This is a genomic window from Pseudomonas sp. F-14 TE3623, assembly GCF_053629015.1.
In genome coordinates this window covers 5,209,926-5,226,506 of sequence record NZ_JBRJHM010000001.1, presented here as the reverse complement: position 1 = coordinate 5,226,506, position 16,581 = coordinate 5,209,926, and the positions used below count along the sequence as shown (strand labels likewise).

Genomic DNA, 16,581 nt, shown 5'->3' with positions numbered 1-16,581 from the left:
GTTAAGGAAGGAGCATTCGTGCTTACGATCTACAACACGCTCACCAAGAGCAAAGAAGTCTTCAAGCCTCTGGATGGCAACAATGTGCGCATGTACGTCTGCGGGATGACCGTGTACGACTACTGCCACATTGGCCATGGCCGCAGCATGGTCGCGTTCGACCTGGTGACCCGCTGGTTGCGGTTCAGCGGTTATAACCTGACCTATGTGCGCAACATCACCGACATCGAAGACAAGATCATCAATCGGGCGAAGGAAAACGGCGAGCCGTTCGATGCGCTGACCGAGCGCATGATTACCGCGATGCACGAGGACGAGGCGCGCCTCAACATCCTCAAGCCGGACATGGAACCGCGGGCCACCGATCATATCCCTGGCATGCAGAGCATGATCCAGACCCTGATCGACAAGGGCTATGCCTATGCACCGGGCAATGGCGACGTGTACTACCGCGTCGCCAAGTTCATGGGCTACGGCAAGCTGTCGCGCAAGAAGATCGAAGACCTGCGCATCGGCGCACGGATCGAAGTCGACGAGTCGAAGCAGGATCCGCTGGACTTCGTGCTGTGGAAAGGCGCCAAGCCGGGCGAGCCGAGCTGGCCTTCGCCGTGGGGCGATGGACGTCCGGGCTGGCACATCGAGTGCTCGGTGATGTCGACCTGCTGCCTCGGCGAGACCTTCGACATTCATGGCGGCGGCAGCGACCTTGAGTTCCCGCACCATGAAAACGAAATCGCCCAGAGCGAAGCGGCCACTGGCAAGACCTACGCCAACACGTGGATGCATTGCGGCATGATTCGCATCAATGGCGAGAAGATGTCCAAGTCCTTGAACAACTTCTTCACCATTCGCGACGTGCTGGAAAAGTACCACCCGGAAGTCGTGCGTTATCTGCTGGTGTCGAGCCACTACCGCAGCGCGATCAACTATTCGGAAGACAATCTCAAGGACGCCAAGGGCGCACTCGAGCGTTTCTACCACGCGTTGAAAGGCCTGCCGAAGGTGGCGCCGGCTGGTGGCGAACCCTTCGTCGAGCGCTTCACTCAGGTGATGAACGACGACTTCGGTACTCCGGAAGCTTGTGCGGTACTGTTCGAGATGGTTCGCGAGATCAACCGTCTGCGCGAGAGCGATCTCGATGCGGCGGCGGGTTTGGCGGCTCGTTTGAAAGAATTGGCGAGCGTGTTGGGTGTGTTGCAACTTGAAGCCGATGACTTCCTGCAGGCCGGTGCCGAAGGGCGGGTTGATGCGGCTGAGGTTGATGCTCTGATTCAGGCGCGTTTGACGGCTCGTGCCAATAAAGACTGGGCCGAATCCGACCGTATCCGCGACCAGCTCACCGCCATGGGCGTAGTGCTGGAAGACGGGAAGGGCGGGACGACCTGGCGATTGGCTGACTGATTGCTGTGTAGTGCTTACAAAACAAAACCCGCCTTGTGCGGGTTTTTGTTTTTGGGGTGGCCGCTAATTCTGCAGTGACAGGACTGACGCCTTCGCGAGCAAGCCCGCTCCCACACTGGATTTGTGACGTACACAAAACTCAAACACACCGAAGATCAAATGTGGGAGCGGGCTTGCTCGCGAAGGTCTCAAGCCGAACGCCGCTAGTGCGGCTCACTCAATTATTTAGCCTGGCGTAGGCGTTTATAGAGGGTATTGCGGCTCACCCCGAGCCGACGGGCTAAATGGGAAATATTCCCCCCAGCCGCCTGCAACTGCCGATTCAATTGCTCGGCATCATTCAAATCAACCGCCAATGTCTCCGGTGAATCCACCGGCTCCATCTCCAGATCGACAAAAAAATCATCCGGCAAATGCTCCGGCCGTACGGGTTGTTCCTCGGCCATGGCTAGTGCCACCTGCATCACACTGCTGACCTGACGCAAATTCCCCGGCCACGGATGACGACTGAACAGTTCCATCACCTCGGGGCTTAACCCGGCCCACTGCGACGGTTCACGATGCTGTTCCCACAGACGCTTGAACAGCGCCTGCTTGTCGCTGCGTTCCCGTAGCGGCGGCAGTTCCAGGGTCAAACCACCGATGCGGTAATACAAATCCTCACGAAACCGTCCCAGCTGAACCTGTTCGCGCAACGAGCGGTTGGTCGCTGAAATGATCCGTATGTCCACCGGGAACAGCTCACTGCTGCCCACCGGTTGCACGCAACGCTCCTGCAACACCCGCAGCAACCGGGCCTGGGTCGGCAGCGGCATGTCGCCGATTTCATCGAGGAACAGGGTGCCTTTGTCGGCCTTGCGGATCAGCCCGATGCTGCCTTTCTGGTTGGCGCCGGTGAATGCGCCTTTCTCATAGCCAAACAATTCGGATTCCACCAGTTCGGCGGGGATCGCTGCACAGTTGACGGCAATGAACGGCTGTTTGCTGCGTGAACTGGCCTGATGCAGGGCTTTAACGAAGACTTCCTTGCCGACTCCGGTTTCCCCGTGGATTAACAGCGGAATGTCCTTTTCCAGCAAGCGTTCGGCCTGGCGCACGGCTTTTTCCACGCGGCTGTCGCCAAAATGCAGGGTATTGAGGCTGATCGCGGCGGGCGCCATCACGGTGGGTTCGGCAAACACTCGCGCCTGAATAGGTACCTGTTTCGGCCGCTTCAACAGGCATTGAAAACGGTTGCGCCCCGAGGCTTGCAGGGCAAACGGCAGACCGTCCGGCTGGTTTAGCAGTTCCAGCAAAGAGACTTTGAACAGGCTTTCGACGCTGACCCGCGACAGGCTGATGCCCAGTAGATTGTCGGCCCGGCGATTGGCGGACAGCACCTGACCGGTTTCATCGAAGATCAGCAACCCGGCCCATTGGCTGTCGAGGTTGTTCAGCCCAGTGTTGAAGGTCAGTTGGAAATGCTGGCCGTGGAACAGGTTGAGGATCAGCCGGTTCTCCACGGTCTGACTCATCATCTTGACCATGCCCAAGGTGTGCGATGGCGGCAGGTAGCTGTCGCTGGACACATCCAGCACCGCGATCACCTTGCGCTCGGCATCGAAAATCGGCGCGGCAGAACCGGTCATGAAGCGGTTGGCCTTGAGAAAATGTTCATCGTGTTCGATGTGCACTGCCTGTTCGCAGGCTAGCGCGGTGCCGATCGCATTGGTGCCGCTGCAACGCTCCATCCAGCTGGCGCCGGCGCTGAAACCGCGAGTCAGGCTCGGCTCGATGAAACGCTGGGTGCCCCAGGACGTCAGCACCTGGCCCTGATTGTCGGCGAGCATGATCAGGCAATTGGAGTTGCTGAGGATGTTCTCGTAATACGGCAGGACTTCCTGATGGGTGGTCTGCACCAGTGAATGCTGGCTCTCCAGCAACTGGGCGATACCATCAGCCGGCAGCTGATCGAACGCCGGCGCGCTCTGATGATCGAGCCCGAACGCGCGGCAGCGGGACCAGGAGTCCTGGATGATGGCGTCGTGGGAGAGCGGCGGGGCAGGTGCGGCCATGGCATTCAGCCTCTGAATAAAGCTTTTTATTGTTGTTATGAGATTCCATGTGGGAGCGGGCTTGCTCGCGAATGCGGTGGGTCAAACACCAATAATGTGTCTGACCCACCGCATTCGCGAGCAAGCCCGCTCCCACAGAGTGTTGTTCACATTTGTTCATTGTCAACCTTTGAACTGTTCAATTGTTCAGTCGCGGTTGTTCATTTCTGTTCAGCAACGAACGCGGTTTTCCCATCTTTTTTGTGTTTTTCAAGCCAGATCAACCGCTTGGAATTTCTGGCACGAATGTCGCTGTAGTGACCCGGTCGCTTGACTCCAATAATAAAAAGGCCGAGCCATGTCATTAATCCTGGAGCACGTCAGCCGTACCGTCGAGGGCCAGACCTGGATCGACGATGCGTGCCTTAACTTCGAACCCGGATCGTTCAACGTTTTGCTCGGTCGCACGCTGTCCGGCAAAACCAGCCTCATGCGCCTGATGGCAGGTCTGGACAAGCCCGACAGCGGCCGCATCCTGATGAACGGCGTCGATGTCACCCAGCGCCCGGTGCGTTTGCGCAACGTGTCGATGGTCTATCAGCAGTTCATCAATTACCCAACCATGACGGTGTTCGAGAACATCGCCTCGCCGCTGCGACAGTCCGGTATTTCCAATGAGCTGATCCAGAGCAAAGTGCTGGAAACCGCGAAGATGCTGCGCATCGAGAAATTCCTCCAGCGCCATCCTCTGGAACTCTCTGGCGGCCAGCAACAACGCACGGCGATGGCCCGGGCGCTGGTCAAGGACGCGGAGCTGATTCTGTTCGACGAGCCGCTGGTCAACCTCGACTACAAGCTGCGCGAAGAGCTGCGTCAGGAAATGCGCGAGCTGTTCAAGGCCCGGCACACCATCGCGATTTACGCCACCACAGAACCCAACGAAGCCCTGGCGCTGGGCGGCACCACCACGATTCTTCACGAAGGTCGGGTGATTCAGAGCGGCAAGTCCTCCGAGGTTTATCACCAGCCGCAAACCGTGCTGGCGGCGGAATTGTTCTCCGAACCGCCGATCAACTTGATGCCGGGGCGTATCGCCGGCAACGAAGTCAGTTTCGCCAATTTTGTGCACTTCCCGTTGAACGTCGATCTGCGACCGGTGGGCGAGGGCGAGTTCCGTTTCGGCGTGCGCCCCAGCCACATTTCCCTAGTGCCGAGCAACGACGATGACCTGGAGCTGGCGGTGACCGTCGAGGTGGCCGAGATCAGCGGTTCGGAAACCTTCCTGCACGTGCGCAATGAGTATTTCCTGCTGGTGCTGCACTTGCCGGGTGTTCACGAATACGACGTCGATGCGCCGATTCGCATCTATATCCCGACCCATAAACTGTTTGTGTTCGATATGCAGGGGCAGCTGGTTCAGGCGCCCGGTCGCCGTATTGCGAGGGTAGCCTGATGGCCGAAATCCGTTTGCAGAACCTTGCTCATAGCTACACCCCAACGCCGACCGGCCCTGAGGATTACGCGATCCGCGAGATGGACCATGTCTGGGAGCAGGGCGGTGCTTATGCGCTGCTCGGGCCTTCGGGGTGCGGCAAGTCAACCTTGCTCAACATCATTTCCGGTTTGCTCAGTCCGTCCCAGGGCCAGGTGCTGTTCGACAGTAAAGTGGTCAACGAACTGACCCCGGAAAAGCGCAACATCGCCCAGGTTTTCCAGTTCCCGGTGGTCTACGACACCATGACGGTGTTCGATAACCTTGCCTTTCCATTACGCAATCAGGGCATGGACGAGGCGAAAATTCACACCAAAGTGCACGAAATCGCTGAAGTCCTCGACCTCCAGGCATTGCTGTCCAAGAAGGCGCGCAACCTCACCGCCGATGAAAAGCAGAAAGTCTCCATGGGCCGTGGGCTGGTGCGCGATGACGTGTCGGCGATCCTCTTCGATGAACCGCTGACGGTGATCGACCCGCACCTGAAGTGGAAGCTGCGACGCAAGCTCAAGCAGATCCACGAGCAGTTCAACATCACCATGGTCTACGTCACCCACGATCAGCTCGAGGCTTCGACCTTCGCTGACAAGATCGCGGTGATGTATGGCGGCCAAATCGTGCAGTTCGGTACGCCACGGGAATTGTTCGAGCGACCGAGCCACACCTTTGTCGGTTATTTCATTGGCAGCCCGGGGATGAACCTGATCGAGGTCCAGCCACAAGCCGGCGGTGTCGGTTTTGCCGGGACCCATTTGCCGCTGTCCGACGCGATGCAGAAACGAATCGCCGAGTCCGAATGGAAAACCCTGAAGGTCGGCATTCGTCCGGAGTTCGTTCATGTGTGGGACGAACCCTGTGATGACGCGATGCAGGCACAGGTCGTACACGTCGAAGACTTGGGCACCTACAAGATCATGACCCTGAATCTCGACGGCGCGCCGCTGAAAGTACGCTTGGCCGAAGACAAACCAGTGCCCGAAGGCACGGCGTACATCAGTTTTCCGGCGCAATGGCTGATGGTCTATGCCGATGAATACCTGCTGGAGGTGCTGCCATGAACAAGGTGCAGAACAACAAGGCCTGGTGGCTGGTATTGCCGGTGTTCCTGCTGGTGGCATTCAGTGCGGTGATCCCGATGATGACCGTGGTCAACTACTCGGTGCAGGACATCTTCGACCAGTCCAGCCGCTACTTCGTCGGTGCCGACTGGTACAGGCAGGTGCTGCTCGACCCACGGTTGCATGATTCGCTGCTGCGCCAGTTCATCTACTCCGGCTGCGTGCTGTTGATCGAAATTCCGTTGGGTATCGCCATCGCCCTGACCATGCCGATCAAGGGCCGTTGGTCGTCGCTGGTGCTGATTATTCTGGCGATTCCGCTGCTGATTCCGTGGAACGTGGTCGGCACCATCTGGCAGATTTTCGGCCGGGCCGACATCGGGTTGCTCGGTTCGAGCCTCAATGCCATGGGCATCAACTACAACTATGCGTCCAACACCATGGACGCCTGGGTCACGGTGTTGGTGATGGACGTGTGGCACTGGACGTCGCTGGTGGCGCTGTTGTGTTTCTCCGGCTTGCGGGCGATTCCGGACGTGTATTACCAGGCGGCGCGGATTGATCGGGCATCGGCCTGGGCGGTTTTCCGACACATCCAGTTGCCCAAGCTCAAGAGTGTGCTGCTGATCGCGGTGATGCTGCGGTTCATGGACAGTTTCATGATCTATACCGAACCGTTCGTACTGACCGGTGGCGGTCCGGGGAATGCCACGACTTTCTTGAGTCAGACACTGACCCAAATGGCCATCGGGCAGTTCGACCTTGGCCCGGCGGCGGCTTTCTCGCTGGTGTACTTCCTGATCATCCTGTTGGTGTCGTGGCTGTTCTATACCGCCATGACTCACTCTGACGCCAATCGGTGAGGCCTGCCATGAGCAAGAGAAAGCTAATCCCGTTGCTGATCTACATCCTGTTCCTGCTGGTGCCGATCTACTGGCTGCTGAACATGTCCTTCAAGAGCAACACTGAAATCCTCGGCGGTCTGACGCTGTTTCCCCAGGATTTCACCTTTGCAAACTACAAGGTGATCTTCACTGACCCGAGCTGGTACACCGGTTATCTCAACTCGCTGTACTACGTGAGCCTGAACACGGTGATCTCCCTGAGCGTGGCGCTGCCGGCGGCGTATGCGTTTTCGCGCTATCGTTTCCTCGGCGACAAACACCTGTTTTTCTGGCTGCTGACCAACCGCATGGCACCACCGGCGGTGTTCCTGTTGCCGTTTTTTCAGTTGTATTCCTCGATTGGGCTGTTCGATACCCATATCGCGGTGGCGCTGGCTCACTGTCTGTTCAACGTGCCGTTGGCGGTGTGGATTCTTGAGGGCTTCATGTCTGGCGTTCCCAAGGAAATTGACGAAACCGCCTACATCGACGGCTACAGTTTCCCCAAGTTCTTCGTGAAGATCTTCGTCCCGCTGATCGGCTCCGGGATCGGCGTCACGGCGTTTTTCTGCTTCATGTTTTCCTGGGTCGAGCTGTTGCTGGCGCGAACCCTGACCTCGGTGAACGCCAAACCCATCGCGGCGGTGATGACCCGCACGGTCTCGGCGTCCGGCATCGACTGGGGTGTGCTGGCGGCGGCGGGGGTGTTGACCATCCTGCCGGGCATGCTGGTGATCTGGTTTGTTCGCAACCACGTGGCCAAAGGCTTTGCCCTGGGTCGGGTATGAGGAACTGATGATGGAATGGATGAGTTGGACCGGCCCCACGGCGGCATTCTTTAGCGTCATTGCTTTGATCCTGGCGGGTATGACGACCTGGGAGTTGCGTTCGCCGAGTGTCCCTCGGCGTGGTTTTTTGCCGATTGCTACTACTCGTGGCGATCGGCTGTTTATCGGTCTTCTCGGCAGCGCCTACCTGCATTTGCTGGTAATCGGCGTCACCGACTGGAGCATCTGGGTAGCGTTCGCGTTGTCCCTGGTGTGGCTGTTGGCTGTGATGCGTTGGGGCTAGTCGAATCGCTCGGCAATGTTGCTCCGAAACCTAAACAGGAGGTCTCTATGTTCGACAAAAACAATAAGCTGCGACATAGCGTTTCATTGGCAGCCATGCTGGCACTCAGCGGGTTGAGCGCTGCGGCCTGGGCCGATGCCTATGAAGACGCCGCCAAGAAATGGATTGGCAGCGAGTTCAAACCATCCACCCTGACCGAAGCCCAGCAGCTCGAAGAGCTGAAGTGGTTTATCAAAGCGTCCGAGCCGTTTCGCGGGATGAACATCAAGGTGGTTTCGGAAACCATTGCCACCCACGAATATGAATCCAAAGTGCTGGCCAAGGCTTTCACCGAGATCACCGGGATCAAGCTGACCCACGACTTGCTGCAGGAAGGCGATGTGGTGGAAAAGCTGCAGACCCAGATGCAATCGGACAAGAACATCTATGACGGCTGGGTCAACGACTCGGACCTGATCGGTACGCACTTTCGCTACGGCAAGACCGAATCGATCACCGATCTGATGGCCAACGAAGGCAAGGCCTACACCTCGCCGACGCTGGACATCAAAGACTTCATCGGCATCTCGTTCACCACAGCGCCAGACGGCAAAGTCTATCAACTGCCCGACCAGCAGTTCGCCAACCTCTACTGGTTCCGCGCCGACTGGTTCGAACGAGCGGATCTGAAAGCGAAATTCAAAGAAAAATACGGTTATGAACTGGGCGTGCCGGTGAACTGGTCGGCCTATGAAGACATCGCCAAATTCTTCAGCGAAGACGTCAAGGAAATCGACGGCAAGCGTATCTACGGGCACATGGACTACGGCAAGAAAGACCCGTCGCTGGGTTGGCGTTTCACTGATGCGTGGTTCTCCATGGCTGGCGCTGGCGACAAGGGCATTCCCAACGGCTTGCCGGTGGACGAGTGGGGCATCCGTGTCGAAGACTGCCATCCGGTTGGTTCCAGCGTAACCCGCGGTGGCGATACCAACGGCCCGGCGGCGGTGTATGCGACCACCAAATACGTCGACTGGATGAAAAAATACGCGCCACCGGAAGCGGCGGGCATGACCTTCTCCGAATCCGGGCCGGTGCCGTCCCAGGGCAACATCGCCCAGCAGATCTTCTGGTACACCGCGTTTACCGCCGACATGACCAAACCAGGCTTGCCGGTGATGAACGCCGACGGCACGCCGAAGTGGCGCATGGCACCGTCGCCGAAAGGTCCGTACTGGGAGGAGGGCATGAAACTCGGTTATCAGGACGCCGGTTCCTGGACCTTCCTCAAGTCCACGCCTGAAAAGCAAAAACTCGCGGCCTGGCTGTACGCGCAGTTCGTGACGTCGAAAACCGTATCCCTGAAGAAAACCATCGTTGGTCTGACCCCGATTCGCGAGTCGGACATCAACTCGCAAGCCATGACCGACCTGGCGCCGAAACTCGGTGGTCTGGTGGAGTTCTATCGCAGCCCGGCCCGCGTGCAATGGACCCCGACCGGGACCAACGTGCCGGACTATCCTCGTTTGGCGCAACTGTGGTGGAGCCATATCGCGGAAGCGGCCAGTGGCGAGAAAACGCCACAACAGGCACTGGACGGTCTGGCCAAGGATCAGGATGCGATCATGACCCGCCTGGAACGCTCCAAGGTACAACCGACCTGCGGACCGAAAATGAATCCTGAGCGGGATGCGCAGTACTGGTTCGATCAGCCGGGTGCGCCGAAAGCGAAACTGGCGAACGAGAAGCCTAAAGGCGAAACCGTGAGCTATGCCGAACTGCTGAAATCGTGGGAGGCGGCGCGTAAGTAATCGTCTGTAATGTGAAACGCGAACGGCACCGTAAGGTGCCGTTTTTGTTTGTGCCTGTTCCACCGCCATCGCGAGCAGGCTCGCTCCCACATTGAACTGCATTCTTTCTGACAGAACGTGGTCCCCTGTGGGAGCGAGCCTGCTCGCGAAGGCGTCATTGAAAACGCCGCAAACACTTCAGGTCAGCGCCGCCAGTTGTTGAACCGTCTCCGGAAAGCGCTCAACCAGCCGGATCAATGTTGTCGCCTGAGCATTAGGTTTCGCCCGTCCTTGCTCCCAGTTCTCCAGCGTCCGGGTGTTGGTGCGCAAGTACATCGCGAATACCGAACGGGAAAGGTTGAGCTGTTGGCGTATGGCTACCACTTCCTCGGCAGTGATTGGCACCAGTTTTGGCAGTTTGACCTTGTGGGTTCGCAGCGTGACCTTGCCTTGGCGCTCGTCGGCCAAGGCTTCAAGGCCTTCCATCAGTTCGGCAAAAATGTCACGTTTCATGGTGGGATCTCGTGTTGATTTCGCTATCTAGAGTTTGTCTGAAAAGTTTCTTCTGGGAGGGCGACAAGTCGTCTTGCTCGTTTTTGCTATATACGGTGAACAGCCAGAATTGATCAAAACCCGACCACCAGTAATAAATCACCCTTAGTCCACTGCGCTTGCCTTTGCCTCGTCGCTGGTCGGAGAAACGGACCTTTCGCAACCCGCCCATACCTTCCACCAGGTCGCCAGTTTCCGGGTTTTTCAGCAGCTCCAGTTGAAAGCTGCGAAACAGTTCGTCGTCCAGGTAGTCATTTCTGTGCTTTTGAAATACGGGTAATTCGATAAAAAGAGCGTCCATGTTCTGTACGTTACCTGCGTATATTTCTATCACAAGAATCGAATAGGTCAAGGCTTCTGTTCCTGCCCAATTCGGTCAAGTCATTACGTTAAAGTTGACGGCAGGATTGGGATGTAGGACGCGGCTGATTCACCCGCGAGGCGATTCTGGATATCGGGGAGGAGAGGGGCGATAAGGTTCAAAAGCGTACGCAATACCCTGTAGGAGTCGCCGAAGGCTGCGATCTTTTGATCTTGTCCCCAAAACGCAAAAACGGCACCCGAAGGTGCCGTTTTTGTTTGTTACCGAGTATCGCTTAAGCGATCAACCCGCCAACCCCGATTGCTGAACCAGGTTCAGCAGCGGCTGTGGATACAGGCCGAGGAAGAACGCCAGTACGGCAATCGCCAGCAGCATCACGCCACCTGCACGCTGTTCCCAGTGCAGTTGAGCATCGTGGCGACGCAGGTTCGGTTCCATCAGGTACAGGGTGACCATCACGCGCAGGTAGTAGAAGACGCCAATGGCGCTGCCCAGTACCAGGGAGCCGACCAGCCACCATTGGTGCGATTCGACACCGGTAGCGATGATGTAGAACTTGCCGATGAAGCCCGCGGTCAGCGGGATACCGGCCAGGGACAGCATCATCACGGTCAGGACGGCGGTCAGGTACGGACGGCGCCAGAACAGGCCGCGGTATTCGTACAGGGCGTCCGCGTCACGGCCGTTGTATGGCGAGGACATTAGGGTGATCACGCCGAACGCGCCGAGGCTGGTGATCACGTAGGTGACCAGGTACACGCCGATGGCTTCCACGGCCAGGCCTTTGCTCGCCACCAGGGCGATCAGCAGGTAGCCGAAGTGGGCGATGGACGAGTAACCCAGCAGACGCTTGAGGTTGCTTTGGGTCAGTGCCAGCAGGTTACCGAACAGGATCGACGCGATGGCGATGATGGTCAGCACGTCGCTCAGCACACCGCTGCTCGCCGCTGGCGAGATCTGGAACAGACGCACCATCACTGCGAACACAGCGACTTTCGACGCGGTAGCCAGGAACGCTGCCACCGGTGCCGGAGCACCTTCGTAAACGTCCGGGGTCCAGAGGTGAAACGGTACCAGCGACAACTTGAACGCCAGGCCGATCAGCATCATGCCCAGGCCCAGTTGAGCCAGAGAGCTTGGCAGACCGGTGGCCGCCAGGGCCTGACCGATGCCGTTGAAGCTCAGGCTGCCAGCGTCGGCGTAGAGCAGGGCCATACCGAACAACAGGAACGCGGAACCGGCGGCCGACAGCACCATGTACTTGATACCGGCTTCCAGCGAACGTTTGTTGAAGAAGGCATACGCCACCAGACCGTAAACCGGTACCGAGAGCAGTTCCAGACCGACGAACAACCCGGCCAGGTGCTGCGCGCTGACCAAGACCAGGCCGCCGGCGGCGGCCATCAGGATCAGCAGGTAAAGTTCTTCACGGTTGCCCGGGTAACCCGAACCGCCATCGCCGAGGTAGGCGTGGGCGAGGGTGACACAAGCGAGGGTGGCGACCAGGATCAGCGCCATGTACAAGCAAGCGAAGGTGTCGATCTGCAGCAGTGGAGTCACGGCCAGCGGCGCGACTTTCAGGGCTGGCAGGATCGACAGCAGAGCCAGGTTCAGACCTGCCACCGACAGCAGGAAGGTCTGTGAGTGGTTGCGGCGCCATGCGATAGCCAGCATCACCACGATGATCGTGGCGCTGGTGATCAACAACGGCGCAAGCGCGATAAAGTGTTGAGTCGTGAATTCCATAGCGCTCTTACCGGGCCGAAGCGAGTTGAGTGAAGGCGGTGCCGAGCCACTGCTGCACGCCATGCATCGTCGCGGCAGAGGTATCGAGGAACGGTTGCGGGTACACGCCGATGTAGATCAGCAGTGCCGCAAGTCCAACCACCATGATCAGTTCGCGACCGTCCATGCCATGCAACACCGCGTCCGATTTCGACGGGCCGAAGAAGGCACGGTGGACCATGATCAGTGAGTAGACCGAACCGAACACCAGGCCGGACGTCGCAATCACAGTGATCCATGGGGCGCTGGCGAAGGTGCCGATCAGAATCAGGAACTCACCGACAAAGTTACCAGTCGCCGGCAAGCCCAGAGACGCGGCGGCGAAGAACAGGCTGAGAGCCGGCAGGTAGGCAATCTTCGACCACAGGCCACCCATCTCACGCATATCGCGGGTGTGGGTACGCTCGTACAGCTGACCGGAGAGGATAAAGAGTGCCGCGGCCGACAGACCGTGCGCCAGCATCTGCATCACTGCGCCCTGCAGCGCCAGTTGGCTGCCGGAGTAGATGCCGATCAGCACGAAGCCCATGTGGGAAACGGACGAGAAGGCGATCAGACGCTTGATGTCGGTTTGCGCAAAGGCCAGGAACGCACCGTAGAAAATCCCGATCAGACCCAGGGTCATCGCGAACGGCGCGAACTCGGCCGAGGCATTCGGGAACAGTGGCAGGGCGAAACGCAGCAGGCCATACGCAGCAGTCTTCAACAAGATACCGGCCAGGTCCACGGAACCCGCAGTCGGTGCCTGGGCGTGAGCGTCAGGCAACCAGGAGTGGAACGGCACTACTGGCAGCTTGACCGCGAAGGCGATGAAGAAGCCGAGCATCAGGATGTACTCGGTGGTCATCGACATCTTGGTCTTCAACAGGTCGGCGTAGTTGAAGGTAATCACGCCGGTGTCGTTGAAGTTGACCAGTACCAGACCCAGGATCGCCACCAACATGATCAGGCCGGAAGCCTGAGTGAAGATGAAGAACTTGGTCGCCGCGTAGATCCGGGTTTTCTTGCCGTCCGAAGAACTGTGACCCCAGAGCGCGATGAGGAAGTACATCGGCACCAGCATCATTTCCCAGAAGAAGAAGAACATGAACAGGTCGAGGGCGAGGAACACGCCGACGACACCGCCCAGGATCCACATCAGGTTCAGGTGGAAGAAGCCCACGTGACGCTGGATCTCTTTCCACGAGCAGAGTACCGAGAGGACACCCAGCAAGCCGGTCAGCAGGATCATCAACAGCGACAGGCCGTCGAGGGCCAGGTGCACGTTGATGCCGAAACGCTGGATCCAGACGTGTTTGAACTCAATCACCCAGGTCGGATCGGCGCCAGGCGCCGGAGCAAATGAATAGTCACCGTTGGCCCACAGCCAGAGGCCGAGGGAGAGCAGCAGGGACATGGTGATCAGCGCAATCCAGCGGGGGAGGGTAGCGCCGAAGCGCTCACCCATCCAGCACAGCAGGCCGCCGATGAAGGGGATCAGGATTAGCCAAGGCAGAATCATGACGGGCTCGTTTCCTTTCGCAAGTTCGCAAGGTTCATATCAGACCGCTACCAGCACGACGGCGCCGATTACCAGCACGGCACCAGCAGCCATTGAGGCGGCATACCAACGCAATTGACCGGTCTCGGTGCGGCTCAGGGCGGTGTGACCGCCTTTGGCCATACGCGGGATCAGACCGATAGTCTGGTCGAGCGGGTCTTTGCGCAGTACATGGCTGATCGCAAGGTAAGGCTTGACGAACAGTTTGTCGTAGATCCAGTCGAAGCCCCAGGCAGCAAACCACCAGGCCGAAAGGAAGCGGCCGACGCCGCTGTTGGCGACGGCGGTAACGAAGCGACGCTTGCCGAGGAACAGCAGCGCGGCCAGCAGGATACCGGCCAGGGCGATGGCGCCCGAGGCGATTTCCAGACTGTGCTTGGCTTCGCCGCCGGCATGGCCGACGCTTTCCGGCAGCACACCGTGCAGCGGCGGAACGATCATCGCGCCGACGAACGTCGACAGTACGATCAGTACCGACAGTGGCAGCCAGTGAGCAATGCCGTGACCGGCATGCGCTTCGGTCTTCGCTTCACCGTGGAACGCGATGAAGATCAGGCGGAAGGTGTACAGCGAGGTCATGAAGGCACCGACCAGACCTGCATAAAGCAGACCCTGGTTACCGCTGGCGAACGCTTCCCAGAGGATTTCATCCTTGGAGTAGAAGCCCGCGGTCACCAGAGGCAAGGCCGCCAGGGCCGCGCCACCGACGATGAAGCTGGCGTAGGCCAATGGCAGTTTCTTCCACAGGCCGCCCATCTTGAAGATGTTCTGCTCGTGGTGGCAGGCAACGATCACCGCACCGGACGCAAGGAACAACAGCGCCTTGAAGAAGGCGTGGGTCATCAGGTGGAAGATCGCGCCGTCCCACGCACCTACGCCCAGGGCCAGGAACATGTAGCCGATCTGGCTCATGGTCGAGTAGGCGAGGATACGTTTGATGTCGGTCTGAACCAGTGCGGCAAAACCTGCCAGCACCAGCGTCACGCCACCCACAACACCCACCAGGTGCAGGATATCCGGCGCCAGGGCGAACAGACCGTGGGTACGGGCGATCAGGTAGACACCGGCGGTCACCATGGTCGCGGCGTGGATCAGTGCCGAAACCGGAGTAGGGCCGGCCATCGCATCCGCCAGCCAGGTTTGCAGCGGCAGTTGCGCGGATTTACCGACAGCGCCGCCCAGCAGCATCAGGGTCGCCAGAACGATCCAGAAGTCGCCGGCCTTGAAGTGCTCAGGCGCCTTGACCAGCAGTTCCTGAATGTTCAGCGTGCCCAACTGTTGGAACAGGATGAACAGGCCGATGGCCATGAACACGTCGCCGACGCGGGTCACGATGAAGGCTTTGAGTGCCGCGTTACCGTTGTTGCGGTTGCTGTAGTAAAAACCGATCAACAGGTACGAGCACAGGCCCACGCCTTCCCAGCCGAAGTACACGAACAGCAGGTTATCGGCCAGGACCAGGAACAGCATGCTGGCGATAAACAGGTTGGTGTAGGCGAAGAAGCGCGAGTAACCGGCTTCACCGCGCATGTACCAGGACGCGAACAGGTGGATCAGGAAGCCGACGCCGACCACCACACCGAGCATGGTCAGGGACAGACCATCCAGGTACAGCGCGAAGTTAGGCGTGAAGCCTTCTACCGCCATCCACTGCCACAACACGTGGGTGTAGTGACCGCCTTCAGGTGGTGCAACGTTGAACTGCCAGATTATGTAAGCAGTGACGATTGCCGACAGGCCAATGGAGCCGACGCCGATCAGCGCCGAAAGGTTTTCCGACCAGCGACCGCGTGAGAACGCCAGCAGCAGGAAACCTATGAGAGGGAATACGAAAGTCAGATAGAGAAGGTTCATCCGCGCATCTCGCTGGCAGCGTCGATATCGAGAGTGTGGAAGCGGCGATACAGCTGCAACAGAATCGCCAGGCCAATACTGGCCTCGGCGGCTGCCAGGCTGATCACCAGAATGAACATGATCTGTCCATCCGGCTGCGCCCAGCGGCTACCGGCAACGATGAACGCCAACGCGGAGGCATTCATCATGACCTCCAGGCTCATCAGCACGAAAAGAATGTTGCGCCGGACCATCAGGCCGACCAGACCGAGGCAGAACAGAATGCCGGCAACCGCCAGACCATGCTCCATAGGGATAGCAGGCATCGTCATTGCTCCTTGGCTTCGTTGCGGCCCAAGTGGAACGCCGTGACGGCTGCGGCGAGCAGCAGCATCGAGGCGAGTTCGACCACCAGCAGGTAAGGACCGAACAGGCTGATGCCCACGGCCTTCGCGTCTACGGTGGTGTGGCCGATGGCCTGACCGCTGGCATCGCTGAACAACACGTACAGCAGTTCAACCAGCAGCAGGGTGCCGAGGGCGACCGGGCCGAGCCAGATGCCGGGCTTGAGCCAGACGCGCTCTTGCTGAACCGAGGCGGGGCCCAGGTTCAGCATCATCACCACGAACACGAACAGCACCATGATGGCGCCAGCGTAGGCGATCACTTCCAGTACACCGGCAAACGGTGCGCCGAGGGCGAAGAACGTCATGGCCACGGCGATCAGCGAAATGATCAGGTAGAGCAGGGCGTGCACGGGGTTGGTGTTGGTGATCACGCGAAGCGTGGACACAACAGCGATACCCGATGCGAAATAGAAAGCGAATTCCATCTTTCTTCC

General features: G+C 58.7%; 15 protein-coding genes. 7 read left to right on the top strand and 8 right to left on the bottom strand.

Features of this window, described 5'->3' with window-relative positions:
• The first annotated feature begins 18 nt into the window (after positions 1 to 18).
• Positions 19 to 1,401 (top strand): cysteine--tRNA ligase, encoded by a 1,383-nt coding sequence (gene cysS / locus AB7M29_RS24440; protein WP_217857161.1) that lies wholly within the window; start codon positions 19 to 21, stop codon positions 1,399 to 1,401.
• Positions 1,402 to 1,622: 221 nt separating this feature from the next.
• Here cysS and AB7M29_RS24435 read toward each other — a convergent pair whose 3' ends face one another.
• Entirely contained in the window at positions 1,623 to 3,455 is a 1,833-nt protein-coding gene (locus tag AB7M29_RS24435) for a sigma-54-dependent Fis family transcriptional regulator (protein WP_454248187.1), read from the bottom strand.
• Positions 3,456 to 3,792: 337 nt separating this feature from the next.
• Between AB7M29_RS24435 and AB7M29_RS24430 the strand changes: the two genes are divergently transcribed.
• Genes AB7M29_RS24430 through AB7M29_RS24405 form a run of 6 tightly spaced genes read left to right on the top strand, consistent with a single transcriptional unit; the run spans position 3,793 to position 9,729 of the window.
• Positions 3,793 to 4,887: an ABC transporter ATP-binding protein gene (locus AB7M29_RS24430; RefSeq protein ID WP_454248186.1), complete on the top strand. Its 1,095-nt coding sequence runs from the start codon at positions 3,793 to 3,795 to the stop codon at positions 4,885 to 4,887.
• Complete coding sequence (locus AB7M29_RS24425; RefSeq protein ID WP_217857159.1) at positions 4,887 to 5,984, top strand: ABC transporter ATP-binding protein; 1,098 nt, start codon at positions 4,887 to 4,889, stop codon at positions 5,982 to 5,984. The genes AB7M29_RS24430 and AB7M29_RS24425 overlap by 1 nt, the downstream gene beginning before the upstream one ends.
• Positions 5,981 to 6,847 carry a carbohydrate ABC transporter permease gene (locus AB7M29_RS24420; protein ID WP_052967034.1) on the top strand — a complete coding sequence of 289 codons (867 nt, stop codon included), beginning with the start codon at positions 5,981 to 5,983 and terminating at the stop codon, positions 6,845 to 6,847. Before AB7M29_RS24425 ends, AB7M29_RS24420 begins: the two co-directional genes overlap by 4 nt.
• A gap of 8 nt (positions 6,848 to 6,855) precedes the next feature.
• On the top strand, positions 6,856 to 7,656 hold the full coding sequence (locus AB7M29_RS24415; protein ID WP_007896138.1) for a carbohydrate ABC transporter permease: 801 nt from the start codon (positions 6,856 to 6,858) through the stop codon (positions 7,654 to 7,656).
• Between the two features lie 10 nt (positions 7,657 to 7,666).
• Entirely contained in the window at positions 7,667 to 7,939 is a 273-nt protein-coding gene (locus AB7M29_RS24410) for a DUF2160 domain-containing protein (RefSeq protein ID WP_052967033.1), read from the top strand.
• Between the two features lie 47 nt (positions 7,940 to 7,986).
• Complete coding sequence (locus AB7M29_RS24405; protein WP_123722010.1) at positions 7,987 to 9,729, top strand: ABC transporter substrate-binding protein; 1,743 nt, start codon at positions 7,987 to 7,989, stop codon at positions 9,727 to 9,729.
• 177 nt (positions 9,730 to 9,906) lie between these two features.
• Here the strand turns inward: AB7M29_RS24405 and AB7M29_RS24400 are convergent, their stop codons facing one another.
• The 7 genes from AB7M29_RS24400 to nuoJ form a co-directional block, all read right to left on the bottom strand.
• Complete coding sequence (locus AB7M29_RS24400; RefSeq protein WP_217857158.1) at positions 9,907 to 10,221, bottom strand: helix-turn-helix domain-containing protein; 315 nt, start codon at positions 10,219 to 10,221, stop codon at positions 9,907 to 9,909.
• Positions 10,211 to 10,561: a type II toxin-antitoxin system RelE/ParE family toxin gene (locus AB7M29_RS24395; RefSeq protein ID WP_038983665.1), complete on the bottom strand. Its 351-nt coding sequence runs from the start codon at positions 10,559 to 10,561 to the stop codon at positions 10,211 to 10,213. The genes AB7M29_RS24400 and AB7M29_RS24395 overlap by 11 nt, the downstream gene beginning before the upstream one ends.
• A gap of 303 nt (positions 10,562 to 10,864) precedes the next feature.
• Complete coding sequence (nuoN, locus tag AB7M29_RS24390; protein ID WP_008014910.1) at positions 10,865 to 12,328, bottom strand: NADH-quinone oxidoreductase subunit NuoN; 1,464 nt, start codon at positions 12,326 to 12,328, stop codon at positions 10,865 to 10,867.
• Positions 12,329 to 12,335: 7 nt separating this feature from the next.
• On the bottom strand, positions 12,336 to 13,868 hold the full coding sequence (gene nuoM, locus AB7M29_RS24385) for an NADH-quinone oxidoreductase subunit M (protein ID WP_217857157.1): 1,533 nt from the start codon (positions 13,866 to 13,868) through the stop codon (positions 12,336 to 12,338).
• Positions 13,869 to 13,907: 39 nt separating this feature from the next.
• Entirely contained in the window at positions 13,908 to 15,761 is a 1,854-nt protein-coding gene (nuoL, locus tag AB7M29_RS24380; RefSeq protein WP_123722020.1) for an NADH-quinone oxidoreductase subunit L, read from the bottom strand.
• On the bottom strand, positions 15,758 to 16,066 hold the full coding sequence (nuoK, locus tag AB7M29_RS24375) for an NADH-quinone oxidoreductase subunit NuoK (protein WP_007946416.1): 309 nt from the start codon (positions 16,064 to 16,066) through the stop codon (positions 15,758 to 15,760). The genes nuoL and nuoK overlap by 4 nt, the downstream gene beginning before the upstream one ends.
• 2 nt (positions 16,067 to 16,068) lie before the next feature.
• Positions 16,069 to 16,572, bottom strand: coding sequence for an NADH-quinone oxidoreductase subunit J (nuoJ, locus tag AB7M29_RS24370; RefSeq protein WP_007905076.1), 504 nt, complete (start codon positions 16,570 to 16,572; stop codon positions 16,069 to 16,071).
• Positions 16,573 to 16,581 lie beyond the last annotated feature (9 nt).